The 24013-nt window shown below is 37.1% G+C and carries 31 protein-coding genes; 24 read left to right on the forward strand and 7 right to left on the reverse strand.

The features are described from left to right. The first annotated feature begins 59 nt into the window (after positions 1 to 59). The 3 genes from CKV69_RS02205 (at position 60) to CKV69_RS02215 (ending at position 4146) form a co-directional block, all read left to right on the forward strand. Positions 60 to 1019, forward strand: a complete 960-nt coding sequence (locus CKV69_RS02205) for a TAXI family TRAP transporter solute-binding subunit (protein WP_014325931.1) — start codon at positions 60 to 62, stop codon at positions 1017 to 1019. Between the two features lie 64 nt (positions 1020 to 1083). Next, positions 1084 to 3714, forward strand: coding sequence for a TRAP transporter permease (locus CKV69_RS02210; RefSeq protein ID WP_014325932.1), 2631 nt, complete (start codon positions 1084 to 1086; stop codon positions 3712 to 3714). A 9-nt stretch (positions 3715 to 3723) separates the two neighbouring features. Further along, on the forward strand, positions 3724 to 4146 hold the full coding sequence (locus tag CKV69_RS02215) for a universal stress protein (protein ID WP_005721812.1): 423 nt from the start codon (positions 3724 to 3726) through the stop codon (positions 4144 to 4146). Between the two features lie 71 nt (positions 4147 to 4217). Here the strand turns inward: CKV69_RS02215 and ppnN are convergent, their stop codons facing one another. Genes ppnN through CKV69_RS02230 form a run of 3 tightly spaced genes read right to left on the reverse strand, consistent with a single transcriptional unit; the run spans position 4218 to position 7262 of the window. Next, entirely contained in the window at positions 4218 to 5585 is a 1368-nt protein-coding gene (gene ppnN, locus CKV69_RS02220) for a nucleotide 5'-monophosphate nucleosidase PpnN (protein WP_014325933.1), read from the reverse strand. Between the two features lie 8 nt (positions 5586 to 5593). Beyond that, positions 5594 to 6433: an NADPH-dependent 7-cyano-7-deazaguanine reductase QueF gene (queF, locus tag CKV69_RS02225; RefSeq protein WP_005751366.1), complete on the reverse strand. Its 840-nt coding sequence runs from the start codon at positions 6431 to 6433 to the stop codon at positions 5594 to 5596. 43 nt (positions 6434 to 6476) lie between these two features. After that, on the reverse strand, positions 6477 to 7262 hold the full coding sequence (locus CKV69_RS02230) for a Zn-ribbon-containing protein (protein ID WP_010906670.1): 786 nt from the start codon (positions 7260 to 7262) through the stop codon (positions 6477 to 6479). Between the two features lie 136 nt (positions 7263 to 7398). Between CKV69_RS02230 and CKV69_RS02235 the strand changes: the two genes are divergently transcribed. From CKV69_RS02235 to cspD, 4 genes are all read left to right on the forward strand, one after another. Then, positions 7399 to 7710 (forward strand): YqcC family protein, encoded by a 312-nt coding sequence (locus CKV69_RS02235; RefSeq protein ID WP_005751368.1) that lies wholly within the window; start codon positions 7399 to 7401, stop codon positions 7708 to 7710. A gap of 3 nt (positions 7711 to 7713) precedes the next feature. Further along, positions 7714 to 8445 carry a tRNA pseudouridine(65) synthase TruC gene (truC, locus tag CKV69_RS02240; RefSeq protein ID WP_005721821.1) on the forward strand — a complete coding sequence of 244 codons (732 nt, stop codon included), beginning with the start codon at positions 7714 to 7716 and terminating at the stop codon, positions 8443 to 8445. Between the two features lie 39 nt (positions 8446 to 8484). Next, a complete protein-coding gene (locus CKV69_RS02245; protein WP_005726226.1) occupies positions 8485 to 8649 on the forward strand; it encodes a YoaH family protein in 165 nt (54 codons plus the stop codon). A 205-nt stretch (positions 8650 to 8854) separates the two neighbouring features. Continuing rightward, a complete protein-coding gene (gene cspD, locus CKV69_RS02250) occupies positions 8855 to 9064 on the forward strand; it encodes a cold shock domain-containing protein CspD (RefSeq protein WP_005753860.1) in 210 nt (69 codons plus the stop codon). Between the two features lie 69 nt (positions 9065 to 9133). Here cspD and matP read toward each other — a convergent pair whose 3' ends face one another. Further along, positions 9134 to 9580: a macrodomain Ter protein MatP gene (matP, locus tag CKV69_RS02255; protein WP_010906672.1), complete on the reverse strand. Its 447-nt coding sequence runs from the start codon at positions 9578 to 9580 to the stop codon at positions 9134 to 9136. A gap of 164 nt (positions 9581 to 9744) precedes the next feature. Here matP and CKV69_RS02260 point away from each other — a divergent pair, with 164 nt between their 5' ends. Then, positions 9745 to 11535 carry an AAA family ATPase gene (locus tag CKV69_RS02260; protein WP_014325934.1) on the forward strand — a complete coding sequence of 597 codons (1791 nt, stop codon included), beginning with the start codon at positions 9745 to 9747 and terminating at the stop codon, positions 11533 to 11535. A gap of 117 nt (positions 11536 to 11652) precedes the next feature. After that, entirely contained in the window at positions 11653 to 12183 is a 531-nt protein-coding gene (gene fabA / locus CKV69_RS02265; RefSeq protein WP_005721830.1) for a bifunctional 3-hydroxydecanoyl-ACP dehydratase/trans-2-decenoyl-ACP isomerase, read from the forward strand. Between the two features lie 68 nt (positions 12184 to 12251). Here the strand turns inward: fabA and ybaK are convergent, their stop codons facing one another. Continuing rightward, on the reverse strand, positions 12252 to 12728 hold the full coding sequence (gene ybaK, locus CKV69_RS02270; RefSeq protein WP_014325935.1) for a Cys-tRNA(Pro) deacylase: 477 nt from the start codon (positions 12726 to 12728) through the stop codon (positions 12252 to 12254). Between the two features lie 56 nt (positions 12729 to 12784). On the opposite strand from ybaK, the gene CKV69_RS02275 reads away from it, so the two are divergent. The 7 genes from CKV69_RS02275 to CKV69_RS02310 all read left to right on the forward strand — a co-directional run bounded on the left by CKV69_RS02275 (position 12785) and on the right by CKV69_RS02310 (position 17083). Beyond that, positions 12785 to 13759: an oxidoreductase gene (locus tag CKV69_RS02275; RefSeq protein ID WP_025248451.1), complete on the forward strand. Its 975-nt coding sequence runs from the start codon at positions 12785 to 12787 to the stop codon at positions 13757 to 13759. A gap of 288 nt (positions 13760 to 14047) precedes the next feature. After that, positions 14048 to 14566: an SMI1/KNR4 family protein gene (locus CKV69_RS02280; RefSeq protein ID WP_010906676.1), complete on the forward strand. Its 519-nt coding sequence runs from the start codon at positions 14048 to 14050 to the stop codon at positions 14564 to 14566. 170 nt (positions 14567 to 14736) lie between these two features. Beyond that, positions 14737 to 14901, forward strand: coding sequence for a hypothetical protein (locus tag CKV69_RS10695; protein WP_016504690.1), 165 nt, complete (start codon positions 14737 to 14739; stop codon positions 14899 to 14901). 10 nt (positions 14902 to 14911) lie between these two features. After that, a complete protein-coding gene (locus tag CKV69_RS02290) occupies positions 14912 to 15265 on the forward strand; it encodes a CDI toxin immunity protein (RefSeq protein ID WP_014325938.1) in 354 nt (117 codons plus the stop codon). A gap of 265 nt (positions 15266 to 15530) precedes the next feature. Then, positions 15531 to 16040, forward strand: coding sequence for an SMI1/KNR4 family protein (locus CKV69_RS02300; RefSeq protein ID WP_014325939.1), 510 nt, complete (start codon positions 15531 to 15533; stop codon positions 16038 to 16040). A gap of 78 nt (positions 16041 to 16118) precedes the next feature. After that, a complete protein-coding gene (locus CKV69_RS02305) occupies positions 16119 to 16472 on the forward strand; it encodes a hypothetical protein (protein WP_014325940.1) in 354 nt (117 codons plus the stop codon). 239 nt (positions 16473 to 16711) lie between these two features. Continuing rightward, positions 16712 to 17083 carry a hypothetical protein gene (locus tag CKV69_RS02310; protein WP_014325941.1) on the forward strand — a complete coding sequence of 124 codons (372 nt, stop codon included), beginning with the start codon at positions 16712 to 16714 and terminating at the stop codon, positions 17081 to 17083. A gap of 274 nt (positions 17084 to 17357) precedes the next feature. On the opposite strand, the gene CKV69_RS02315 is transcribed toward CKV69_RS02310, so the two are convergent. Then, complete coding sequence (locus tag CKV69_RS02315; protein ID WP_016504699.1) at positions 17358 to 17564, reverse strand: hypothetical protein; 207 nt, start codon at positions 17562 to 17564, stop codon at positions 17358 to 17360. A gap of 221 nt (positions 17565 to 17785) precedes the next feature. On the opposite strand from CKV69_RS02315, the gene CKV69_RS02320 reads away from it, so the two are divergent. The 7 genes from CKV69_RS02320 to CKV69_RS02350 all read left to right on the forward strand — a co-directional run bounded on the left by CKV69_RS02320 (position 17786) and on the right by CKV69_RS02350 (position 21842). Beyond that, entirely contained in the window at positions 17786 to 18301 is a 516-nt protein-coding gene (locus tag CKV69_RS02320) for an SMI1/KNR4 family protein (protein ID WP_014325944.1), read from the forward strand. Positions 18302 to 18500: 199 nt separating this feature from the next. After that, complete coding sequence (locus CKV69_RS02325) at positions 18501 to 18887, forward strand: Imm41 family immunity protein (RefSeq protein ID WP_014325945.1); 387 nt, start codon at positions 18501 to 18503, stop codon at positions 18885 to 18887. Between the two features lie 498 nt (positions 18888 to 19385). After that, positions 19386 to 19829 carry a hypothetical protein gene (locus tag CKV69_RS02330; protein WP_014325946.1) on the forward strand — a complete coding sequence of 148 codons (444 nt, stop codon included), beginning with the start codon at positions 19386 to 19388 and terminating at the stop codon, positions 19827 to 19829. A gap of 178 nt (positions 19830 to 20007) precedes the next feature. Next, the gene (locus CKV69_RS02335; protein WP_016504665.1) at positions 20008 to 20412 is read left to right on the forward strand and encodes a hypothetical protein; all 405 of its coding nucleotides are present in this window, start codon (positions 20008 to 20010) and stop codon (positions 20410 to 20412) included. 146 nt (positions 20413 to 20558) lie between these two features. Further along, positions 20559 to 20888 (forward strand): EndoU domain-containing protein, encoded by a 330-nt coding sequence (locus tag CKV69_RS02340; RefSeq protein ID WP_016504666.1) that lies wholly within the window; start codon positions 20559 to 20561, stop codon positions 20886 to 20888. Further along, positions 20885 to 21310 (forward strand): DUF5376 family protein, encoded by a 426-nt coding sequence (locus CKV69_RS02345; protein WP_014325948.1) that lies wholly within the window; start codon positions 20885 to 20887, stop codon positions 21308 to 21310. Before CKV69_RS02340 ends, CKV69_RS02345 begins: the two co-directional genes overlap by 4 nt. Before the next feature lie 139 nt (positions 21311 to 21449). Continuing rightward, positions 21450 to 21842 (forward strand): DUF5376 domain-containing protein, encoded by a 393-nt coding sequence (locus CKV69_RS02350; protein ID WP_014325949.1) that lies wholly within the window; start codon positions 21450 to 21452, stop codon positions 21840 to 21842. Positions 21843 to 21952: 110 nt separating this feature from the next. Here the strand turns inward: CKV69_RS02350 and CKV69_RS02355 are convergent, their stop codons facing one another. Next, entirely contained in the window at positions 21953 to 22696 is a 744-nt protein-coding gene (locus tag CKV69_RS02355; protein ID WP_005751382.1) for a YdcF family protein, read from the reverse strand. A 117-nt stretch (positions 22697 to 22813) separates the two neighbouring features. Here CKV69_RS02355 and CKV69_RS02360 point away from each other — a divergent pair, with 117 nt between their 5' ends. After that, a complete protein-coding gene (locus CKV69_RS02360) occupies positions 22814 to 24013 on the forward strand; it encodes a flippase (protein WP_014325950.1) in 1200 nt (399 codons plus the stop codon).

Raw genomic sequence — 24013 nt, forward strand, 5'->3', positions numbered from 1 at the left:
GTCCGCTAACAGAAGTGAGTTTCTGGCAAACCAACAAAATCAATAAGGAAAATGACGCTATGAAAAAGTCTCTAAAGCTTTCAATCACTGCAGCATTAATGCTTTGCTCAAGCGCAGTCTTTGCTGCTGATAAAATTGTGACCATTGGTACCGGTGGTCAAACAGGGGTGTACTATGTTGTCGGTCAATCTGTTTGTCAATTAGTCAATCGTGATTCCGCGAAAACCGGCGTAAAATGTAATGCGCCATCAACAGGTGGTTCCGTTGCAAACCTTAACTCAATTGCAAGTCATCAGATGGAACTCGGTATTGCGCAATCAGACTGGCAATATCACGCTTATAATGGTTCAAGCTCGTTTGAAGGCAAAAAAAATGAGAGATTAAGAGCGGTATTTTCTATCCACCCAGAACCATTTACCTTAATGGCACGTACAGATGCAAATATTAAAGGATTTGATGATTTAAAAGGTAAACGTGTTAACGTCGGTGATCCAGGTTCTGGTACGCGTGCAACCATGAATGTGGTTCTAGGTGCAAAAGGTTGGGATGCCTCCGCTTTTAAAGTGGCGTCAGAATTAAAACCGGCTGAAATGGCGTCTGTTATGTGTGATAACAACTTAGATGCGATTACTTATAACGTAGGTCACCCAAATGGTGCATTAAAAGAAGCGGCAGCATCTTGTGATGCACATCTAGTGCCAATTACAGGACCTGAAATTGATAAATTAGTGGCAGAACACCCATATTATGCGAAAGCAACGATTCCAGGTGGTTTATATAAAGGTAGCGATAACCCAACAGAGACGTTTGGTGTATATGCGACTTTAGTAACCTCTTCTGATGTGGATGCTGACAGTGTTTATGCGATTGTGAAAGCAGTTTTCGATAACTTCGATCGTTTTAAACGTTTACACCCAGCATTCTCAAACTTAAAAGAAGAAGAAATGATTAAAAACGCACTTTCTGCTCCATTACATGATGGCGCGGTGCGTTACTATAAAGAAAGAGGTTGGTTGTAATCTTTTTACCTCTCCATTTTTAAGGCAGGCAAGTTTCCTGCCTTTTTCCGTTTTTTATTTTTAGATGACGAGGAGTTTTAGCGTGTCAACAAAAAATATCGATTATGATGATTTACAAGATATCGTCGCTTCAAGTGACACAGGAGGTCGTGATCCTGACGGTTTCCCGAAAAAATTAATTGCTGGTGTCGCGATCTTATGGTCACTTTTTCAACTGTATTATGCTTCTCCTGCGCCATTTTGGTTGCAAGAGTTTTTGCGTAGTATTGGGGTCAATATCAATGTCGTTTTCGATGATACAAAAGCCCGTTCTGTTCATCTTGCCTTTGCTTTATTTTTAGCTTATTTGTCTTACCCCGCCTTTAAATTTTCGCCGAAGCATCGTATCCCGTTAACAGATTGGATCTTTGCTACCGCGGGAGCGTTTTTAGGATCGTACTACTTGTTCTTTTATGACGGCTTAGTGACACGTTTTGGCGCCCCAAACTTACAAGATATTATTGCGGGTTGCATTGGCATTGTCTTATTACTTGAAGCGACACGCCGTAGCCTTGGTTTACCTCTAGTGATTATTGCGAGTATTTTTTTAACCTATAACTATTTTGGGCAATATTTACCAACAGATTGGATCATTAGTCATCGTACAGGTTCACTTTCTCATATTATTAATCAACAATGGATTACTACAGAAGGGGTGTTTGGTGTGGCATTAGGGGTGTCCACTAAATATGTGTTCCTGTTTGTTCTCTTTGGGGCGTTATTGGATAAAGCAGGTGCCGGAAATTACTTCATTAAAAGTGCGTTTGCTTATTTAGGGCATTTGCGTGGAGGTCCAGCAAAAGCTGCGGTGGTGGCATCTGGTTTAACCGGCTTAATTTCGGGTTCTTCTATTGCCAATGTGGTCACAACAGGTACATTCACCATTCCTATGATGAAACGCGTCGGTTTTTCCGCGGAGAAAGCGGGTGCGGTAGAAGTGGCCTCTTCAGTGAATGGGCAAATTATGCCGCCTGTTATGGGAGCTGCCGCCTTTTTAATGATTGAGTATGTCAACATGCCATATAGCCAGTTGATTACGCATGCTTTTTTACCAGCGGTGATTTCATATATTGCACTGGTTTATATTGTGCACCTTGAAGCCTGTAAGATGAATTTACAAGGATTACCACGTACGGATGAACCAAAACCTTTTTTAAACACCTTACTTCGTGCATTAGGTACCTTTATTTTTCTTTGTGTGCTGTATTTTGCGGTTGAGTTTGGGCTAGGCTGGTTAAAAGTCGTCACGCCACATTATGCATTCAGTATTGTGATTGCCTTACTGGCTGTCATTTATCTTTTATTATTGCGCCGTGTCGCGACATTCCCAGATCTTGAAATTGATGATCCGCATTCACCTGTGGTGAAATTGCCGTCTGTTAGACCAACGATTAATGCGGGCTTACATTTCTTATTACCTGTGATTATTTTGATCTGGTGTTTAATGGTAGAGCGCTTATCTCCGGGCTTATCGGCATTCTGGGGCGCCTTATTCCTTATTGTGATTTTATTAACACAACGCCCATTATTAGCCTATTTCAGAAAACAGACTACTTTCCGTCGAGAGTTTAAACTCGGTTGGAACGATTTGGTGGAGGGACTCGAAGCCGGTGCCAGAAATATGATCGGAATCGGGATCGCTACTGCAACGGCAGGGATTATTGTTGGAGTAGTGTCACTAACTGGTTTTGGTGTGCAGCTTGCAACGATTATTGAAACGCTTTCAATGGGTAACATTTTCTTAATGTTATTATTGGTCGCTGGTTTTAGTTTGATTCTGGGGATGGGCTTGCCAACCACAGCAAACTACATTGTGGTGTCTTCTTTAATGGCAGTCGTGATTATTGAGGTTGGACGCCAAAATGGCTTCATTGTGCCGTTAATTGCGGTGCATTTGTTTGTGTTCTATTTTGGTATTATGGCAGATGTCACGCCGCCTGTTGGTTTAGCTTCCTTTGCTGCATCGGCAGTATCAGGGGGAGATCCGATTAAAACGGGATTAACGGCTTTCTCTTATAGTTTACGTACTGCTATTTTACCGTTCTTGTTTATTTTTAATACTGACTTACTGTTAATTGATGTGAGTTTCTCGAAAGGCATTCTCGTCTTTATTACAGCCACGATTGGTATTCTCGCCTTTACAGCAGGGGCCGTCGGCTATTTCTTCCGTCGTAATAAATTATGGGAAAGCCTCGCTTTGTTTGTATTGGCTTTTGCTTTATTCCGTCCTGGTTTCTTCATGGAACATATTTCACCAACACAGCGTTATTTTGAACCAGCACAATTAACGCAAGAAGTACAACAAGCTTCGGTGGGTGATAATTTGACAATTAAAGTGTCGGGCTTAAATCCTTACGGCAAGCAAATTGAATTCTATGCGCAATTGCCAATTGCAGAAGGACAAAGCGGTGAGGAACGTTTACAAAAAATGGGCTTGACCTTATTTGAACAAGAAAAACCAGAAGGCAAACAATTACTGATTGATGCTGTGGAGATTGATTCAATTGCAGCAAAAGTAGGATTGAATTGGGATCAAGTGGTGTTAGAAGGTTCAGTACCTGTCAAAGATGCCCTTGCCAAAGAATGGTTATTTATTCCAACATTACTGTTATTGTTCATGTTAGCAATTTATCAACGTCGTCGTCAGCCAGCGTAAGGAAAAACTATGTTTAAGAAAATTTTAATTACTGCGGATTTAGGTCATTTAGAAGATGCAGAAAAGGCGGTGAAAACCGCCCTAGAAATGACACAAAATAATCCTGATACGGTGTATCGTGTGATGAGTGTGGTGCCACCTTTTGGTAGCAGTTTTGTGTCCTCTTTTTTGCCGAAAAACTTCGATCAAGATGTTCTGAGTGAAGCCAATAAAGCCTTACACGCGTTTACTAAAAAGCATTTTCCTGAAGGGGCGAAAGTCCAACATATTTTAGCGCACGGTCCTGTTTATGAGGAAATTATTCGGATTGCGAAAGAAAAAAATATTGATCTGATTATTATGATGGCAGTACGCGATAATAAAGAAGGATTGAGCTCGAATACTGTCAAAGTTGCGCGTTATAGTGACAAACCGGTGTTGATCTTACGCTAACGAGCCCTCAAAAGAAAATAGCTTGTTGAAAAACAAGCTATTTTTTTCTCAAAAGTGCGGTCTTTTTTTTGCTATTTGACTAATTCATAGCAAGGCACATAATCATTTCCGTCAGGTAATTTCATGCGATGTTGAACAATAAAATCTTGTAAAACCTGATCGATTTTATCCAAGAGTTCTGCATCCCCATGTAATTTAAATACCCCGTATTCTTCAATCGCATCTTGTGTTTCTGGTTTGATATTGCCTGCCACGATACCTGAGAAGGCGCGGCGTAAATTGGCGATCAGACCCAGTGTAGATTGATTACGGTGGAGATCAAGATTTGCCATATTTTCATGGGTAGGAATAAATGGTTGTTGGAAATCCGTTGGAATTTTCAGTGACCAATTAAAGCCATAAGCATCGCCGGTTTGATAGCGTTCCATTTTGACGTCATGCATCGTTTGGCTCATTTTTCTTGCCACTTTTACAGGGTCATCGATAATGATGTCATATAATGCTTGAGCTTCTTTACCTAATGTATCACCAATAAAGCGGTCAATCGTCGCGAAATAATCCGCACTTTCTTTTGGTCCCGTTAAAATTAAAGGTAATGTTTTGCCTTTATTTTCTTCTGCTAATTTGATGCCAAGAATATAAAGTAATTCCTCAAAAGTACCCGGTCCCCCTGGGAAAATCACAATGCCATGTCCCATACGCACGAATGCTTCAAGACGTTTTTCAATATCAGGCATAATAATTAATTCATTAACGATCGGATTAGGTGGCTCGGAAGCAATAATTGATGGCTCTGTAATCCCGATAAATCGGCTATGCTTATAGCGTTGGTTCGCATGACCAATTGCTGCCCCTTTCATCGGGGCTTCCATGACACCTGGTCCACAACCAGTGATAATATTCAATTCACGATGACCCAGTTCGGTGCCTACCGTACGACAATATTGATATTCCACTTGATTAATCGAATGCCCTCCCCAACACACGACAAGATTTGGATGTTCACCAATCGGTAAGGCTTTAGCGTTACGCAAGATAGCAAACACCAAATTTGTGATGTGTTTACTGTCTTGAATATTGTCAGGGTTTAAACGTTGGCTCATCACATTGACAAATAAAATGTCACGCAGTACAGCAAACAAATGATATTGAATACTTCGAATAATGCGATCATCAACAAATGCTTCTTTGGGAGGATTATGTAGCTCAAGGGAAACACCACGTTCTCTTGCCACCAGATGAATATCAAAATCAGGGTATTTATTGAGCAATGCACGGCTATCATCCGTCACGGCACCAGAGTTTAAGACCGCCAGTGAACAATTACGATAAAGGGTATAAAGTTGACTTTTGGCTTTTTTGGTGAGTAGCTCGACCTCTAAATGAGAGAGCTGATCCATGCTTCCGCGTGGATTCACATAATAAATATTTTTATCCATAATTTCTCCTATTGACGAGCCAAACGCTGATTGTCTGGAACCGCTTCAAAGTTAGAACGGAAAGGATTGATATCTAATCCCCCTCGTCGAGTATAACGTGCATAAACAGTGAGCTTGTCTGGTTTAGCAAATTGCATGAGATCACAAAAAATCCGTTCAACGCATTGTTCATGAAATTCATTATGTTGACGGAAAGAAATAATGTAACGTAATAGTTTCTCACGATCAATTTGTTTGCCTTCATAACGAATCTGGAGCGTGCCCCAATCCGGTTGATTGGTAATTAAACAGTTGGATTTCAGTAGGTGGCTGACGAGTGATTCTTTCACCATTTGATCATGAGTGCAATTTGTTAAGATCTCGGGATTAAACTGATAGTCGTTAATTTCAATGTCTTGTTGATCGATACATTCACCGGCTAATTCTACAATGGGTTCATGACAATACTTTGACAACGGGTGCAATTTGACGCTGACTTTCCCTTTAGCACAATTGCTGAGATCTTGCGTTAAATGCTGTTGTACTTCCTCGAATGTGGCAAATTTGCTTTGGTTGAAACTGTTTAAATACAATTTAAAGCTTTTTGATTCGATTAAGTTTTCACTCTGGAAATCAATCGCGACATCGGCAATGGCGACTTGTGGGAGCCCATTTAAGTTTAGCCAAGAAATTTCATAAGCCGTCCAAATATCGGCACCAAAATGAAAGGGCTGTGTATGCGTGATGCCGAGCGTATCCCGATTTAAGTGACGTGGGACGGGTTGTAATAAAGTGCGGTCATAATTTGAAGCATATTGTGTTTGTTGACCCAGTTTGAGTTTGTCTAAGCTATCGTGTTGATACTGCATCTTACCTTCCTTCATACGAATAATTGAGCGCTCATCATTTAATTCATTGCCAATGCCATGATAAATTGGAAACAAGGCGACAATCATCACATTTAAAATAAAACAAGTCAAAAAGTGGTTGGGCTAATTGCCATTTTTTCTGACATTGCGGACAACAACGTTGTTGTTCTTGCGCTAAGCTGTTGCCACCAATACGGTATAAATAATAGTAAGTCGGGATACCGGTATGCCGTTCGATTTCGTTGACCAAATAGCGTCCGTGTTTTGATAAGGTACTCTTAGGTTCTGAAATCTCTGCTAAAGCATATTGTTCTAATATACTGCCATTCATTTGCAGTTGATCACACGCCTGCCAATTCTCTTGCCATTTAATCACATCCATACTCAGATGCGGAATGTCTTTTAAAACACGATACAACGGGATTGGGCACATATCTTCACCGCTATGCAGTGGTGAGCAAGATTGTAAGTGGGTGGTATATAATACTTGCCAACTCACTTTTTCGTGTTGACTGGTTTGATCCGCGTTGAGATCGTCGGCAATCACTTGAAAACTATCGAAAAAGAGACCGCACTTGGTTGCGTGAGTAAGTGCATTTTCTACTGTTTGATTATTGTATTCCGGCAATAAGCTTTGCTGTTCAGGACAGATCAAGCGGATAGCCAAGCCCTGTTGCTCTTCTAGATTGGCAATATATAACGGAATTTCACGCCCAATAATCTGTCCGTTATAGCGCCATTGATCAATGAGTTGATTGAGCAAATAAACGGGATCTTGTGTGACATCATCTGTTGGGGTATAGCGAAAAAATGCTTCGATAAGGTACATAGTGGCATAGGATAATCATAAAAAGTGATTCATTTTAATCAATTTTTGTAAAATTGCCGCCTATTTTTTTACGTGATTGGCTTAAAAGAGGAAAATCCCCTAAAATAGCGGCTCATTTTTAAAGGAAGGAATGCACATGCATCAACAAACAAAAATGCATTTACAACAGCTACAGTTGAATATGCAGTCATTAGGTTTATGGCAAATGACACCACCACCAGAAAGCGCTTTTTTAAGTGAACAACCTTTTGCGCTAGACACCATGAGCCCAACAGAATGGTTACAATGGATCTTTATTCCTCGTATGTATGCGTTAATCGAAAGTGAGGCAGGGTTGCCAAATAAAATCTCAATTACGCCTTATCTTGAGGAGGCGCTGAAAGAAATGGATGGATTGGCTGATTTATTAAGTCCGATCAGCGAAATTGAAAAATTGCTGCAGAAATAAGTCATGACATTAGAGATTTTATATCAAGATCCATATTTGATTGCTGTAAATAAACCAGCAGGTATGCTAGTCCATCGTAGTTGGTTAGATCGGCATGAAACACAATTTGTCATGCAAACATTACGCGATCAAATAGGGCAGCATGTTTATCCTATTCACCGTTTAGATCGACCGACTTCAGGTGTTTTACTTTTCGCATTAAGTAGCGAAGTGGCAAATTTATTGTGTCTTCAGTTTGAAAATAAGCAAGTGCAAAAAAGTTATTTAGCGATTGTTCGAGGATATTTAGTCGGTGAGGGACGGATTGATTATCCACTGAAAGTACAATTAGACAAAATTGCGGATAAGTTTGCCCAAGATGACAAGGCGCCACAAGAAGCGGTGACAGATTATCTCGGGTTAGCTAAAGTTGAAATGCCGTATTGTGTGAAAAAGTACCCAACAACGCGTTATTCGCTTGTGCGTTTAATTCCGCATACGGGGCGAAAACATCAGCTGCGTCGTCACATGAAACACCTTTTTCATCCTATTTTGGGAGATACACAATATGGTGATTTACACCAAAATCGTGCATTAACCACTCATACGGGCGTGCAACGTTTAATGTTACATGCGGAACGATTGATTTTTACACACCCGATAACACAGCAGCAGATCACGATCTGTGCGGGTGTCGATCAACAATGGCTCGATTTGATTAATATTTTTGATTGGGATTTAAATTCCATACATTAAGTATGGGTAACTGAATTTGTTTTTTCTAGGTGAAATGAAATGTTAGATAATGCACTATTAGGTTTAACGCATGAGCAACAACAAGAGGCAGTTGAGAAAATACAACAGCTCATGGCTGAGGGGATGAGTTCAGGAGAAGCCATTGCATTTGTGGCACAAGAATTACGACAAAAACAACAAAAATTAAATAATACACATTCTTAACTCGTTATGATTAAGTGAGGCGAATTGAGAAAACGTTTCCAAAATGCAAAAATTTTGTGATCTCGGTTTGATTTTAAACTATTTTTAATTGCCAAAAAGAGAAAATTCCTAGAAGATTACTCTGAATAAAATTTGGGTGGTAAGACAATCTTGTCTTATTAAAATAAAAATAGTTAAAGTCGTTAGACGATTAGAGGTTTTAATTATGGAAGTTGGTGTAGTTAAATGGTTCAATAACGCGAAAGGATTTGGATTCATTTCTGCAGAAGGAACAGACGCAGATATTTTTGCGCATTACTCAGTCATCGAAATGGAAGGCTACCGTTCATTAAAAGCGGGTCAAAAAGTACAATTTGAAGTCGTACATGGCGATAAAGGATCACATGCGACGAAAATTATTCCAATCGTTGAATAAGGTTTTCTCTTAACATTTAGTCATCGTAACAAAAAAGACAAGGATGTAACCTTGTCTTTTTTTCTCGGTTCATTTTAATAAGTCTTTGAGCCCTGCTTTCATGGCAGAAATTTGGTGTTCATATTGGGCTTTGCTTTCTCGTTCATCGATCATGTAAGTAATGGTTTCAGAAAGCGTCATTTTCATTTTACGTGAATAACGTGAAAGTCTAAGCCAGACAGCATATTCTAAGTCAATGGATTTTTTCTTGGTGGATTGTTTTTCACCATTAAAGAAACGTTTACGACGTGCACGAATCGCTTGATCAAGTTTGATCATCAAGTGAGGCGATAGGTGGGCTTTGATCCAGTTCTCAATTGCTTGGGGCTGATTTTGCTGAGAGAGGAGTTGTTTTACCTTGTCTTCACTTAAACTGCGTTCTTCATAGCGCGTAATGTTTTCACCTTCACGGTGCTTTTTGATTAAATACAACCATTTCCAATGCGCTTCTTGATTCTCAAGTTTTTGATATTTCATGGTATGCTCTCACTTTGGCTTATTCGTGACGTGGTAACTCCGTCAATATACTCTGTTTTAGGCATTTTTTCTAGCAGATTTTTACTATTCAGGGAAATGTGAGATAATGCCGAGCGAATAAATTAAACGGTTTAAAACCACTTAAAATAACGAAGAGAATACGTGTGAATCCATCTTTTTTAGCTGAAAAAGCCCTTTCCTGGCAAGAACTACGCCCAGAACTTCAATTAACTGAATTACCCCATTCATCATTAGATTTCTTTGCTTTGCAGCAGCGAGCAAGTGCGGCTGTGAATCAATTTTTACACAATCCTCATCGCCACCTATGCGTGTTAAAAGCTGATGAGCAAGGGGAATATGCGCATTTACTGGAACAGTTTGTCGCCAGACAGCAACAACATGATGATAAAGTACATGGTGTGCAATACTTTGTTGAGCAAGGTGACTCTTTTTCATTTCCACGCATTTTTATGGAAGTTGCACAAAATCAGAATGATAATTTTGCCGCCAAAAGAAAGGTTGCGAGTGCGTTATACGTTGATCAATTTCAATTACTGGGATCAATACGTATTCATCCGAGTTCGCAAGAAATTCAGTTAAATCCCGGCTTAGTGCATCAACTCAATGGGGGAGTGTTAATTTTAGGTGTTGGTTCCCTTATCAACCAATTTGATTTGTGGATTCGTTTAAAACAACTGCTTTTAACACAGCGTTTTGATTGGTATTCCGCACATCCATTTAAAGCTTTACCTTGTGATATTCCAAGTTATCCTTTGTCATTAAAAGTGATTTTACTCGGTAACCGAGAAGAATTAGCGACATTGGCAGAATTGGATGCAGATTTGTATGATCTGGCAGATTATTCTGAAATTGAAAGCTATTATGCTATTGAAAGTGCTGAACAACGCATGAAATGGGCAGAATATGTGCAATCAATGGCGAGCTATCACCAATTACCCCAATTAACCTTAGACGGTCTGAACAAGCTTTATCAACTCTTAGTGCGTGAAAGCGAAGATCGCGCATTTGTTTCTATCTCTCCATTGAAATTAAAAGCCATTTTATCAGGTAGCGCGATTTTAAAACAAAAAGACACCAATGCGTTGTTAAGTGCGGTGGATTTTGAGCAATTTTTTCAACAGAAAGAAATGCAACAAAGCTTTTTAAAAGAACATACCTATTCGGATATTTTGCATGAACAAGTGTATGTTGCCACCGAAGGGGATATCGTAGGGCAAATTAATGGGCTTTCCGTAATTGAATATCCCGGTACACCAATGGCATTTGGTGAGCCTTCTCGTATTAGTTGTATTGTCCAATTTGGGGATGGTGAGGTGGTGGATGTTGAACGTAAAAGTGAATTGGCGGGCAATATTCACGGCAAAAGTATTATGATTGCACAAGCCTGTTTAGCACATACTTTGGGTTTCCCTTCTCAATTGCCTTTTTCTGCTTCTTTGGTCTTTGAGCAATCCTATGGCGAAATTGATGGCGATAGCGCATCTTTAGCAAGTTTTTGTGTTTTAGCCAGTGCATTAGCGGATTATCCATTACCCCAATCTATCGCTATTACAGGAGCGATCGATCAATTCGGGCTAGTCCATTCAGTAGGGGGCGTGAATGCCAAAATTGAAGGATTCTTCTCTATCTGCGCACGTCGTGGTTTAACTGGACAGCAAGGCGTGATGGTACCGAGCACGGTAATTCATCAACTGAGTTTAAGTGAAGACGTCGTCAATGCCGTGAGGGCTGGACAGTTCTTTATTTATCCTGTTGAAGATGTGTATCAAGCTTGTCATATTTTATTTCAACGGGATTTGGTTGAGGAAACGGGAAAAGTTTACAGCGAAGTGGACTTGCCGCTTTCTCGCTTGATCGCAATACGAATAGAACAACGAGCAGAGCAGCAATTGTATAAAACGAGTGTTTGGGATTGGTTGCTGCGTAAACGATAACTGCTCCGATAAGTTAAGCTTACAAGTGTTAGCTATTTTTATTTTTACTCGACTCTGTTAGAATGCCGACAAGCAGAATTTGCTTGTATATCCTAAAACTGAGGAGAGTTTAAAATAATGAACAGTTGTACACCAAATAAAAAGAGTAGCTACAGCTACGAAGATTTACTCGCATCGGGTCGTGGCGAATTATTTGGCGAAGACGGGCCGCAACTGCCAGCACCAACCATGCTGATGATGGATCGCATTGTCGAAATGAACGAAACTGGTGGGCAATTTAATAAAGGTTATATCGAAGCAGAACTCGATATTAAGCCGGATTTACCGTTTTTTGGCTGTCACTTTATAGGCGATCCTGTGATGCCAGGGTGTTTAGGTTTGGATGCTATGTGGCAACTGGTTGGCTTTTATCTCGGTTGGATTGGCGGCAAAGGCAAAGGTCGAGCGCTAGGGGTAGGAGAAGTGAAGTTCACAGGACAAATTTTGCCAAGTGCGAAAAAAGTGGTATATCGTATTCACATGAAACGTGTTATTAATCGTAAACTTGTGATGGGCATGGCGGATGGTGAAGTGGAAGTAGATGGTCGCGTGATTTATACCGCAACAGACCTCAAAGTCGGGCTATTTCAAGATACGAGCGCGTTCTAGTGATTTTATCGACTTAAATAGAAATAACAAAATTACCAGCTTATTAGGCTGGTAATCTTTTTTCAGGCTTATTCGTCCACAATATCCACAAATTCAGCATTGAGCAGTTTGGCTAAGTCTTGCGGTGCTAATTCCACACTCAAGCCTCGTTTTCCACCAGAAACAAAAATATGTTCAAAGGCTAGCGCAGACTGAGCAATCACGGTTTTTAAGACACGCTTTTGTCCTAATGGGCTGATTCCACCGACTAAATAACCGGTACTTTTCTGGGCAAATTCTTTATCTGCCATTTCCACTTTTTTCACAGCGATCGCTTTTGCGGCTTTCTTTAAATTCAGCATATTCGCAGTCGGTAACACAAAACAGGCTAATTTTTTCTGATCACCATTTTCTGCTACTAACAGTGTTTTAAACGACTGGTTGGGATCAATCCCTAATTTCTCCACAGCCTCATCACCAAAATGGGTGTTATTTGGATCATGATCATAATGATGTAGCACAAAGGCAATCTTATGTTTTTTCAGTAAATCAATTGCTGGTGTCATTGTCTTTTCTTCTTGTTCCAGTAAAATGAGCCCATTATTTTACTGCGGAGAGAAAAATGAACGCAACCTTAAATGTCGCTATTGCGGCAGAATTCGAATTAAGCGAGAAAATTGCTGAAACACTAGAACAAAGTCAATTAAATATTAGTCAATTATCAATTGTTGAAATTTATCCTTTCAATGAAGAACAAGGGATACGTTTTCATAATAAAAGTGTGGTACAACTTAAACCAGAAGAGGTGGAATGGTCATCAATCCATTATCTTTTCTTTGCTGGCGATATTCAGCAAGTCGCTCATCTCGCGAAAGCCGCAGAAATGGGTTGCGTGGTGATTGATATGAAAGGGATTTGTGCCAGCTTGCAAGACGTCCCTGTGGTGATACCGGGAGTAAATCAGGAAAAATTGGTAGATTTACGTCAGCGTAATATTGTGTCCTTAGCCGATCCACAAGTGACACAACTTGCATTAGTCATCGCCTCGTTGATGTCAAATCACGAAATCAAAGACATTGCCGTAACCTCGTTATTACCTGCATCTTATACTAACGGAGAAACGGTAGGTAAATTAGCGGGACAAACAGCGCGATTGTTAAATGGCATTCCACTTGATGAAGGCGAACAACGTTTAGCTTTTGATGTTTTCCCTACGCCTGCATCGCATTTAAATATGCAAATTCACAAGATCTTTCCACAATTAAATAATGTCGTATTTCATTCTATCCAAGTGCCTGTTTTCTACGGGATGGGGCAAATGGTGAGCGTATTATCGGATTATGCATTAGATCCTCAATCTTGCTTAGCGAGCTGGACTGACAATCCGTTGATGACTTATCATGCAGAAAAATATTGCACCCCAGTGACGAATGGCGAACAGGAAATGGCAGAAGAGCAAGCAGCAAAATTACATATAAGTGGGTTAAGTGCGGTGGAAAATGGTCTACAATTTTGGTCGGTTGCAGATGAACAGCGCTTTAATCTTGCTTTATTGAGTGTTACGCTTGCAGAGTTAATTTACTCGCAAGGTTATTAATTTAAATGTGTTTTTGCACGATATTTTTATCTTGAACTTTGAGAGCGCACTCGTTTTTGACGAGTGCGTTTTTGTTAAAACATTCGTTTGAAAGACAGTGAATGAATAGCGGAGTTATTGATAAGAATCAATTTATACAAAAGCAACTGAATGTTATTAATCGAGGCAATAAACCTATTGATAGTTTTAGTTGGCGCCATAATACATAAACTGTACTTAATAATATGCAATCAATACCTAGAAATATTCATGACGTAATCCAACATATCGGGGAGGGGATTTTAAGTGATGGTAGAAAAAACATTTAGAAATCTAAAAATATATGATGATTATGGTTCTGTCTCTCAGGAAATTATTTTTAATTTTGAAAAAGAGTTTGATATAAAACTCCCTTTATCCTATATCTCACTTGTGAAAAAGTATAATGGCGTTTGGTTTAAGGAAAGTGATTTTGAATATTTATCTCAAAATGGGAAAAGAATAATAAGCTCATTGAGTTTTGATAGTTTTGAGACAAAAGATAATATCGAACCAATGAATAATATATTAAGACAATATATTTATGATGATGAAATTTATGGATATAAGAATGTTTATTCCTTTGGTTACACTGGAAATGGTGACTTTGTCTGTTTTGATTATCGTGATGACCCAAAAGGTGATGAGCCCAAAATCTGTATCGTGATTCATGATGAATATGATGAAAAAACAGGCAAGCGTTTGTTATTGCCTGTGGCAGAAAATTTTGAGGCATTTTTAGATATGCTTTACGATTTTGATGAACGCTATCCGAATGGTTATGAATAGGTATTTGTTTAAATAATGTGTTGTATTTTTTAAGCATTATTTACAACTAACATTTTAAGTGCGGTCAATTTTGAAAAAGTTTTGGGCTTTGAGAATTGGGCGCATTTTTTTTGAAATATTCTTCAATGATGAGCACTAATTATGGATTAGATAATGGGAATTATCGAGATATGGATGGTAATAAAGGATGGAGGCTAGATTTTGATCCTGAGAAAGTTGTTCATGTAAATATTTTTGACTTTACTAAAGGTAAAGGACTAGGTAAAGCAGTTAAAAAGTCATTCTTTTTGATAGTACTGAACAAGAGTTTGAAAAATTTTAAAGCAATTAAATAAGGAAGATAAAATGACATTATTTGATGAATGTAAATTAGCTCTTAGAGACGATTTTAATCTAATTTGTGATGAAGAGAAGGATTGTGTAATGGATAAGTTTTATTTCTATTTCTTGGAAAAGAAAGAGGAATTTAATTTTCAAGATTATTCATTTGAAGAAATGTATATATTTTCAAAAATGGAACCTGTGTATGTTTTATGTGATAGCTCTAATATACCTTTGTTTAGGAGTAATTGGGAATTGATTATCAATAATATATATGATGTTGTCTGTTTATCTACAAAAGTATTTTTTCTAGATGATGAAAAGTTAATGATGGAATTATTTCCTGAAGATAAAGTAAGAGTCATCTATAAAAGATAATTACCCCTTGATCGCGCTCGTGTCAGCACGAGTTCGCTTTCATTAAAGCTCTCGTTAAAGACTAGCACTAGCAGTGAGGTTGATCGTAATCAATTTACTGAAGAACAGTTAATTAAAATTAATAAGAGGCTTGATAAAATAGAGGGATTTACATGGCATCATAACTCACAAAGTAGTCCCCAAAATATGTAGTTAATACCTACACCAATTCATAAGGCTGTTCAGCATATAGGTGAAGGCGCTTTAAGTGAAGGAAAGTGATAAAATGAAAAATTTTAGGAATATAAATATTTATAGTGATTATGGAAAGGTTGATAAGGAAATTATATTAGAATTCGAAAATGAATTTAATATAAAGCTTCCTTCTTTATACATAGATTTAATTACGGCGCATAATGCTCCGAAGAGTGAAGAGAATTGCTTTGAATATTACAATGAGCGTAATGAGCCCACGTTTTCTTCCTTTGGATTTGAAGGGTTTGAGACAGAGCGGTCTAGCGCCTCTCTTGAAAATATATATGCTCAGTATATTTATGATGATCCAATCTATGGTTATGAACATGTGTATTCTTTTGGTAGTACTGGCGAGGGACATTTTATCTGTTTTGATTATCGTGATGATCCAAAAGGTGATGAACCCAAAATCTGTATCGTGATTCACGATGAATATGATGAAAAAACAGGGAAAATGCGACTGTTTCCTATAGCAGAGAATTTTGAAGCGTTTTTAGATAGTTTGAAATCATTTGATGAAATGATAGAGAAGTATTCGTAATGTCTCCGTTCATATCTCATAGCGATGCTCTCTCCCCTGATTTTATGGAAATTTTGTTTAAATTAGGAGGGCACTAAAATGAAAAAATTTTATTTAATTTTTTTATTATTCCTAAGTGGATGTTTTTATCATGATGGATGTATCTATACTCCTCAGATGGTAAATTGTTTTGTTGATAAAGGAGATATATTTCCATCAATATCTCGGTATCAAAAGCCTTATAGTCTAGGAAAAACCAATTCAGAACAGCGTTGGAAGGATGTTATGTTTTGTGGAGGTAAATATGGTGATTATAAATTAGAGAATATAAAAACAGTGGAACAATCGGATAAATTACATCATTGTATGACCCAAAAAGGGTATATCCATTTAACTCCCGCAGAATGTGGATACCAAAATCCTAAATGGGATAAAGGCGTTTGTAATTTATAAGTGTTTTGGATTTTACTTTACGAATTTTTTTTGAAAAAAGTTACCGCAGGTATGTTTTTAATCAAAGCCCAGGTGGCGCTTGTTGGATGTGTTATTCGCATAGTAGTTATTATGCGGAAGTGCTAAATGAATTCATTATTAAAAATGGAATTAAAGAGCGTAATTAGCACCGTTTGCGGTGAGTGATTTAATTTCTCCTGATGTTATGGAAATATTATTTAAGTTAGGAGGTGATTAGGATGAAAAAGTTGTTATTGTTCAGTTTATTATTACTTTTAAATGGATGCCTATATTCTTTTGAAGAGGAGTGTTTTAGACCGTTAATTCAGGTGGGGTCATCTGCTTGTCATAAGAATAAAGGAGATATATTTCCATCAATAGCACGTTTCCAAAAAGTAGAGAACATCGGAAAAACTGATGCCAAGCAACGTTGGAAAGATGCGGTTGATTGTGGAAGTAAGTATGGCGATGAAGATTTAATATATATAAATGATAATAATTTATATAGCATTTTTCACTCCTGTATGGTTAAAAAAGGATATAAAAAGTTTCATCCCGCAGAATGTGGATACCAAAATCCTAAATGGGATAAGGGTATTTGTAATTTATAAGTGTTTTGAATTTTACTTTACAAACTTTTTTTGAAAAATGTTACCGCTGGTATGTCTGTTTTTAGGGATAAAGATTCGTTCATTTTCTTTAAATTTAGGCACGGTATAAAAGAGCTTGATTATCAAATAATAATATCGTGTTCGTGTCCACACGAGTAGGGTTTGATTAAAGTACTCCTCAAAAGCGAGTGCTAGCTGTGGGGTAAACGGTGGGAAAGAAAGTAAAGAGTATATAAACCAATTGACCGCATAACGTGCGGTCAATTTCTAAGATTTATGAGTTCCAGAAAAATAGACCGAAAAGTGCGGTAAAGGGGTAACGAAACACAAAAAATAAAAATATGACAGCAAGCTGTGTCATTAAACCCCAGAAAAAAACTTGACCGATTGTTGCACTGCTGAAAATGGCAAAAAGTAAGCCGATTTCATAGGGTAGCATTGCAATAAACCAGATTAATCCACTTGGATGATCACTTTTCATTACGGACTCCTTATTTATGGCTGATAACTTAACACTTGTATTGAAAATTAAAGCAGATTTAAACAATGCGTTGAGCGATTTTAAAGCGCTTAAAACGGAATTGCAACGCGCAGGCGTGGAGTCTATCAGTAAGTAACTCGCCAGTTTTTGCAATCATTTATCATATTCACAAAGCCGTAATGCATATTGGAGAAGGTTAAGTGTAAGTGAAGGAAGATAAAATGAAATTTAGACATTTTGGCATTTATTATGATTATGGCGTAGTTTCCCAAGAGATTATTTTAGATTTTGAGGAAACGTTTGGTATTAAATTACCAAAATTGTATATTGAGTTGATCACAAAACATAATTCCCCAAGATTGAATAGAGATCATTTCAATTATTATGATTTCTCTACGAGTGAGGAAGAAGGAACGGAATTTATATTCAAAGGATTTGAAACAGAAAGTAATAGGCATGCGCCGCCAGAAAATATTTATGCACAATATCTTTATGATGATGAAATATATGGTTATGAACATGTGTATTCTTTTGGCAGTACCGCTAGTGGTGACTTTGTCTGTTTTGATTACCGAGATAATCCGAAAGGCAGTGAACCTAAAATTTGTCTTGTGATTCATGATGAATATGATGAAGAAACAGGCAAGCATTTATTGTTTCCTGTGGCAGAAAATTTTGAGGTATTTTTAGATATGCTTTACGATTTTGATGAACGCTATCCGAATGGTTATGAATAGGTATTTAAATAATGTATTGTATTTTTTAAGCGTTATTTAATAACGTTTTAAGTGCGGTCAATTTCAAAAAAGTTTTGCTTTGAGGAATTGACCGTTTTTGTATCATGGATATGATGTGAGCAATTGATATCCTGTTTGTGTTAACTGGCATGTGGTAAAGCATTCGTCAAAGACGAGCTCTAGTGGTGAGGGACTAATCATGAATGAACTATTGGACTTTTATAGAAATATAACTTTTTTTGAAGAATATGATGAAAACTCATTCATAGGAAGATGGCTTGATTACTCGGAATGGAATGATAAAGAATATTGGAAATTAGAGAAAGATTTACTGAAAATTGCTCAAATGTATAGAACTACTAATGAAGTTTTTCCAGATATTTTAATAGGGGTTATGCGTATCATTGAATTATTAATGATACCTAACTGGAATAGTTTTATAATATCTAATTCAGAAAGTGTTGATATTTATGATAGATATGAACGATTTAAATATATAATTTCAATACTTTTCAATAATAAAGATGTTAGACTAGATGGCTTTTCATATACAGAAAAGAATGATGATGTATTTTATAATGAATAGAAAAATTAAAAGTAAGCTAATTTGTAGAAATAATAAAAGTCTCGCTTGTATTTTTTCTTTGAGATCGTGCTTGAGTCCACACGAGTGCTAGCTGTAGGCAGAGTGTCTTGGTGATTATAAAAAGTTAAGGATAGTATTGTTGATATGAAAGAAAAGACTAAATATTCAATGGGGAATCAAAGTGATAAAAAATAAATTTTATATTTCTTGGTTAGGATTTTCAATATCATTATATGTTTTGCTTTTATGTAGAGATTTGTTTTATTCTCTTTATATGTTTTTTATTATGATGTATTTGTCTTAAAATTTTCTTTTAAGGAGGCGTTTTTTACTATCTTTATTTTTATTGTGCTATGTTTCATTATTCATTATTCATTATTCATTATTTTATATATAAATATGGTAAAAGGTCTGAATGCCCAAAAAAGAAACCATTAAGTGAAAATGTAACATACAATAAAAGGTAGTAGGAATAAATAAAATATTAGGAATAACAGAATGATAAAATATTTAGAGGGAAATATTAACTCGTTTATATCGGCATTAGGTAAAAACGAAAGTAATAAAGATATTTTAAAATTAGTAGAAATAGTTTCTTCAGATTTTGAAGTGGATGAACTAAGTCATAAAGATGAACACGAGATATATTATTTGTTTTATAAGAGGGGTGTTGAATTTTGTTTTAAAAGAATAGATGAAGAGTATGTCTTATATTCGGTTTTCTTTTTCTTGGTAGAGGTTGATAATTATTTTTCATGCCCATTTATTCATGAATTAATATGTGATCTTAAACACGGATTCTCAATAGAGGATATTATAAGGTTTTTAGGGGAGCCAAATTTTAAAGGTAGTGGCTGGGTAAGATATTCTTATAATGGAAGAAATATTCATTTCGAATTTAATGAATCTAATGAATTATCCCAGATTAGCATTTTTATTTAATAATTTAGGATTGGGAACGCTCTCGTGTTCACACAAGTGCGGTTTGATTAAAGCACTTGTCAAAGGCGAGATCCAGCTGTGGGAGATTTGATAGAGAAATGGCTCTCAGGATTGACGTTAGTAGAGGGAGCATAAATCAAGAAAAAACATTTAAAATAGGAACATTAGGTGGTGAGTAATGGAAATCACTCGTTTTAAAATCCTACTTATTGCCTTGATTATATTAGGTAATGGGTATGTGTTTCTTGGTGGACCAGCTAAAAAACAATTCGCTATAGAAGCAGAAACAAGGCGGATTTATCGTACTTTAACGAAAGAAATTATTTTTATGAATGGAGAATATAAACAATTTGGAGGGCGAGTTATTCAAGGATTTACTTTAGTCATTTCTTTTTCTCATTCAAGTACAGAAAACCGCATTAAGATTTTAGAAAAAATTAAAGAGATGGGATTTGATTCAAAAAATAAAACATCAAAACCGAGTCTTCATCTTTTTTGTCAAGGAGAAAGTGGTTTTTTGATCGCAGAAAAACCTGAATTTAGAATAGATTATGAGAAAAAGATGACTTATTGTTTGGAGTAGCAAAGGAAGGCAATGATAAGTGTATTTTCTAATCAGATTTAATTTAAGTATTAAAGTGCGGTCAATTTTGAAAACGTTTTACTTTGAAAAATTGACCGTTTTTTTACATGAGAGAGTGAAAGTACACCACCTTAGGCAATGTGGTTGTGGATAAGGTGATTAAGGAATACCCAAATGGGGGTTATGAAGCGAGGGTGCTGATCCCTAACCCGAAAGCGAAAACCGATCCTGATGCGCCGAAATTTTTGGAGAAAAGGGGAAATGAAGGTGTATCCACAATGTTTCCAAGAACATGGACAGAGGATAGGTTGAAAGTGGAGTTAGAGCATGCGTTTAATAATAGAGTACCAATGGAAAAGTTTGAAAATAAATGGGAAGGTATAACAAAATCAGGCGTGAAAGTAGAATGGGTTCTGGATAGAAATGGTAAAGTGTTGACTGTTTATCCTTCTAGGAAACAAGGAGTTATAAAATGAAAGTAAAATTTGGTTATTATGCTTTGAATGGAGACTGGGATACTTATTGTAAAGTATATGAAAGTGATAATAAGTATGATGATAGTGTTGTTACTGACTATATTGGTACATTAGACGAGCTAAATTGGATAGATAACATATTACAAATGCTTAAAAATCCATCACTTGATAGAGGGTGGATTGATGCAGAGCCTTTTGAAGCTTTGATAGATCATGATCAAATAAAAGTGGGTTTCTATTTATTGGATGATATGGAAGAAGAGGACATCCCTGATGATGTTGACGAAAGAGATACCGATCCCCGTTTCATCCCCCGTAAAGAATTTGCCTATTTACTGGAAAAATGGATCGCTTTTTACCAAAGACCTATTACTGATATGAATTACCAAGAAATTATTGACACCAAGGAGGCGTATTTATGACTGTGATTGTGGGTGGATATTCCACCTTAGGCAAGGTGATAAAAGAATAATAAAATCAGGTGTTGAAGTGATATAACATTTTGATAAAATAATAATATTTCAACAGTTTATCCAGTAATAAATTGATGGAGATAATAAAATGAAAGTTCTTTTTAGTTATGGCACATATAATAATCGCCCACATAAAGCTTGCTGCGTTTATGAAAGTAATAATCGGGAAAATGATGAGGTGATTATTGATTATCTTAGCACGTTGGAACGTTTAAGTTGGATGAGTAAGGTATTAGAGATGCTTCGAGATTCAACGATTACTCGGGATTGGATTAGTTCGCAGTCATTTGATGCCTTGATAGATCATGATCAAATAAAAGTGGGTTTCTATCTGTTAGATGATATGGAAGAAGAGGACATCCCTGATGATGTTGATGAGAGAGATACCGCTCCCCGTTTCATTCCCCGTAAAGAATTTGCCTATTTGCTAGAAAAATGGCTGGATTTTTACCACAGACCTATTACTGATATGAATTACTAAGAAATTATCGATACTAAGGACGCATATTGATAATCAGCTTGAGAAAACATCCTCTGTTCTTTTATGCCTGATATTTAATTAAGCGAACAATAAGAGAGCGGAAACGTGATTTACTTTTCTTTCCAATAACCGAGCCATTCTTTTAACAGCAACATATTTTTGTTCAGGGCACCCGCTTGTGGGATAAAATACATCACATTAAGTCCATAACTTTGGGGTGAAATACCGTGCCCTACACTAGCAGGTAAAACCTCGAATCCTTGTTGTTCAAAAAGCAGTTTAGCACGTTGCATATGCCATTGGTTTGTTACGACAATAACGCGTTTAATGCCTTCTTTTTCGAGAATCTCACGACTAAACAAAGCATTCTCTTTGGTAGTTCTTGCCTTACCCTCCACCCATGTTGTTGGAACAGAAAAGAAAGTATTGAGTTCATTTGCCATGATTTGCGCTTCTGAAATTCCTTTTGGTGAACTACCTGTAATCAATAATGGAAGTTGGGTTTGCTTTTGTAAATAAGCAGCATAACGAACGCGCTCTAGCGGGATCGCACTCACCGTCAGCTTGTCGTATAACTCTTTGCTATCACGTAATCCGCCTCCAAGTAATACAATCGCCTGGGCTTGTTGATAATCAGCTAGGCTTAACTTGTCTTCAATGACTAAGCTATCTTCAATCTTATGTGAAGTATAAGGCAAACTAAAAATATAGAGGATCGTGAGACCTAGGAGTGCACATAAACGGCTGAGTTTTTTATAATGTAAGACAGAAAAGAGCAAAGACAGTAGCCAAAGAATCAGCACATTAAATGGCGGAAGAATAACGACAGTAATGAGTTTTGTGAGTCCGAACATGTTAAGTAAAGATAAGTAAAAGGTGTACTATTATTCATGATCTCCCCTTGGTTGTCTATTGTTTAAAATTGTATTGTTGTTAAAATGGCGCCTTAGTTATTTGACCTAGAGCACAGCATGAAAGCCATTAAAGACAGTGCAATTTATTTATTCGGAGAGTTGATTTCCAGATCGGTGCCTTTCCTTTTATTACCGTATTTGTCCCGTAAATTAGGGGTAGAGGGTTTTGGTGAACTGTCTTACTATCAAACTTATCTTGCCTTATTTCTGATTATAGTTGGGTTAAGCCAAGAAGGTGCCATTGCGCGTTTTTTTTACGTTTATGGTAAACGCGCCTTAAATTTAGTGGTAAATGCGGGATACGCTTATACCTTGTCTATTGGTAGCGTGATCTTAGCATTTTGCCTCTTCTTTAAGGCAGAGATGTTGGCGTATTTAGCACTTTCTGCGATTTTTCAATCTTTCTTGGCGGTCCAATTAAGTGTTCGGCAATGTCAGAAACAGGCTGTGGCGTATTCTGTCATCCAATTTCTTTCAGCAAGTTTATCCGCAGGTATCACCGTTTTCATGTTAGAAATGTATCAAACCGAGTTGGTAGAAAAGCGGATTTTGGCGATTTTATTCAGTAATTTGTTAGTTTTTCTGTTTGCTTATCTTTTATATCGCCAAAAAACACGGATAAAATCGTTTAATTTTCGTCAGTATAAGACCGCACTTTATTATCTATTGGGCTTTGGCTTGCCATTAATCTTTCATAATGTCAGTCTATTTTTACGTGGACAGTTAGATCGGATTTTTATTTATCATGCCTTTAGTGAAGCGGAACTGGGGCTGTACGCGATGGGCGCACAAATTGCAGCAATTGTGATGATTCTGATTCAAGTGTTAAATAAAGCCTTAGTCCCTTATTTTTTTGAGGGCTTAAAACAGCAACGTATCACATTAGTGCAGGTACAACGATGGGCAAGATACAGTTTGTTATTGGTGCCGATCCCTGCTTTGATCATGTGGTTTATTCCAGAGCCATTTGTTGTTTGGTTATTAGGGAACCAATTTGTTGGCACTAAATACTATATTGTGCTGTTTTTGATTGCCACGACCCTCGTGGTGCCTTATCTGATTTTAGTGAATTATCTGTTTTATCATGGTCAGAATAAGTCAATTTCGATTTGTTCTGTGTTAACCACATTGATTTATGTGATCAGCTTATTGGGTTTGACCCTCACCGAGATCCAGTTTGTGCCATTAGCCAGTATTATTGGTGCAATCAGCATTTTACCTGTGTTGTATTGGATGACGGCTAAAGTAGGAAAGTAA

This window comes from Pasteurella multocida (assembly GCF_900187275.1).
GTDB lineage: Bacteria > Pseudomonadota > Gammaproteobacteria > Enterobacterales > Pasteurellaceae > Pasteurella > Pasteurella multocida.

Excerpts from the sequence above, each read along its gene's own strand:
- CKV69_RS02205 (WP_014325931.1), top strand. The coding sequence starts at position 60 with ATGAAAAAGTCTCTAAAGCTTTCAATCACTGCAGCATTAATGCTTTGC.
- CKV69_RS02210 (WP_014325932.1), top strand. The coding sequence starts at position 1,084 with ATGACGAGGAGTTTTAGCGTGTCAACAAAAAATATCGATTATGATGAT.
- CKV69_RS02215 (WP_005721812.1), top strand. The coding sequence starts at position 3,724 with ATGTTTAAGAAAATTTTAATTACTGCGGATTTAGGTCATTTAGAAGAT.
- ppnN (WP_014325933.1), bottom strand. The coding sequence starts at position 5,585 with ATGGATAAAAATATTTATTATGTGAATCCACGCGGAAGCATGGATCAG.
- queF (WP_005751366.1), bottom strand. The coding sequence starts at position 6,433 with ATGCAGTATCAACACGATAGCTTAGACAAACTCAAACTGGGTCAACAA.
- CKV69_RS02230 (WP_010906670.1), bottom strand. The coding sequence starts at position 7,262 with ATGTACCTTATCGAAGCATTTTTTCGCTATACCCCAACAGATGATGTC.
- CKV69_RS02235 (WP_005751368.1), top strand. The coding sequence starts at position 7,399 with ATGCATCAACAAACAAAAATGCATTTACAACAGCTACAGTTGAATATG.
- truC (WP_005721821.1), top strand. The coding sequence starts at position 7,714 with ATGACATTAGAGATTTTATATCAAGATCCATATTTGATTGCTGTAAAT.
- CKV69_RS02245 (WP_005726226.1), top strand. The coding sequence starts at position 8,485 with ATGTTAGATAATGCACTATTAGGTTTAACGCATGAGCAACAACAAGAG.
- cspD (WP_005753860.1), top strand. The coding sequence starts at position 8,855 with ATGGAAGTTGGTGTAGTTAAATGGTTCAATAACGCGAAAGGATTTGGA.
- matP (WP_010906672.1), bottom strand. The coding sequence starts at position 9,580 with ATGAAATATCAAAAACTTGAGAATCAAGAAGCGCATTGGAAATGGTTG.
- fabA (WP_005721830.1), top strand. The coding sequence starts at position 11,653 with ATGAACAGTTGTACACCAAATAAAAAGAGTAGCTACAGCTACGAAGAT.
- ybaK (WP_014325935.1), bottom strand. The coding sequence starts at position 12,728 with ATGACACCAGCAATTGATTTACTGAAAAAACATAAGATTGCCTTTGTG.
- CKV69_RS02275 (WP_025248451.1), top strand. The coding sequence starts at position 12,785 with ATGAACGCAACCTTAAATGTCGCTATTGCGGCAGAATTCGAATTAAGC.
- CKV69_RS02280 (WP_010906676.1), top strand. The coding sequence starts at position 14,048 with ATGGTAGAAAAAACATTTAGAAATCTAAAAATATATGATGATTATGGT.
- CKV69_RS10695 (WP_016504690.1), top strand. The coding sequence starts at position 14,737 with ATGGATGGTAATAAAGGATGGAGGCTAGATTTTGATCCTGAGAAAGTT.
- CKV69_RS02290 (WP_014325938.1), top strand. The coding sequence starts at position 14,912 with ATGACATTATTTGATGAATGTAAATTAGCTCTTAGAGACGATTTTAAT.
- CKV69_RS02300 (WP_014325939.1), top strand. The coding sequence starts at position 15,531 with ATGAAAAATTTTAGGAATATAAATATTTATAGTGATTATGGAAAGGTT.
- CKV69_RS02305 (WP_014325940.1), top strand. The coding sequence starts at position 16,119 with ATGAAAAAATTTTATTTAATTTTTTTATTATTCCTAAGTGGATGTTTT.
- CKV69_RS02310 (WP_014325941.1), top strand. The coding sequence starts at position 16,712 with ATGAAAAAGTTGTTATTGTTCAGTTTATTATTACTTTTAAATGGATGC.
- CKV69_RS02315 (WP_016504699.1), bottom strand. The coding sequence starts at position 17,564 with ATGAAAAGTGATCATCCAAGTGGATTAATCTGGTTTATTGCAATGCTA.
- CKV69_RS02320 (WP_014325944.1), top strand. The coding sequence starts at position 17,786 with ATGAAATTTAGACATTTTGGCATTTATTATGATTATGGCGTAGTTTCC.
- CKV69_RS02325 (WP_014325945.1), top strand. The coding sequence starts at position 18,501 with ATGAATGAACTATTGGACTTTTATAGAAATATAACTTTTTTTGAAGAA.
- CKV69_RS02330 (WP_014325946.1), top strand. The coding sequence starts at position 19,386 with ATGATAAAATATTTAGAGGGAAATATTAACTCGTTTATATCGGCATTA.
- CKV69_RS02335 (WP_016504665.1), top strand. The coding sequence starts at position 20,008 with ATGGAAATCACTCGTTTTAAAATCCTACTTATTGCCTTGATTATATTA.
- CKV69_RS02345 (WP_014325948.1), top strand. The coding sequence starts at position 20,885 with ATGAAAGTAAAATTTGGTTATTATGCTTTGAATGGAGACTGGGATACT.
- CKV69_RS02350 (WP_014325949.1), top strand. The coding sequence starts at position 21,450 with ATGAAAGTTCTTTTTAGTTATGGCACATATAATAATCGCCCACATAAA.
- CKV69_RS02355 (WP_005751382.1), bottom strand. The coding sequence starts at position 22,696 with ATGTTCGGACTCACAAAACTCATTACTGTCGTTATTCTTCCGCCATTT.
- CKV69_RS02360 (WP_014325950.1), top strand. The coding sequence starts at position 22,814 with ATGAAAGCCATTAAAGACAGTGCAATTTATTTATTCGGAGAGTTGATT.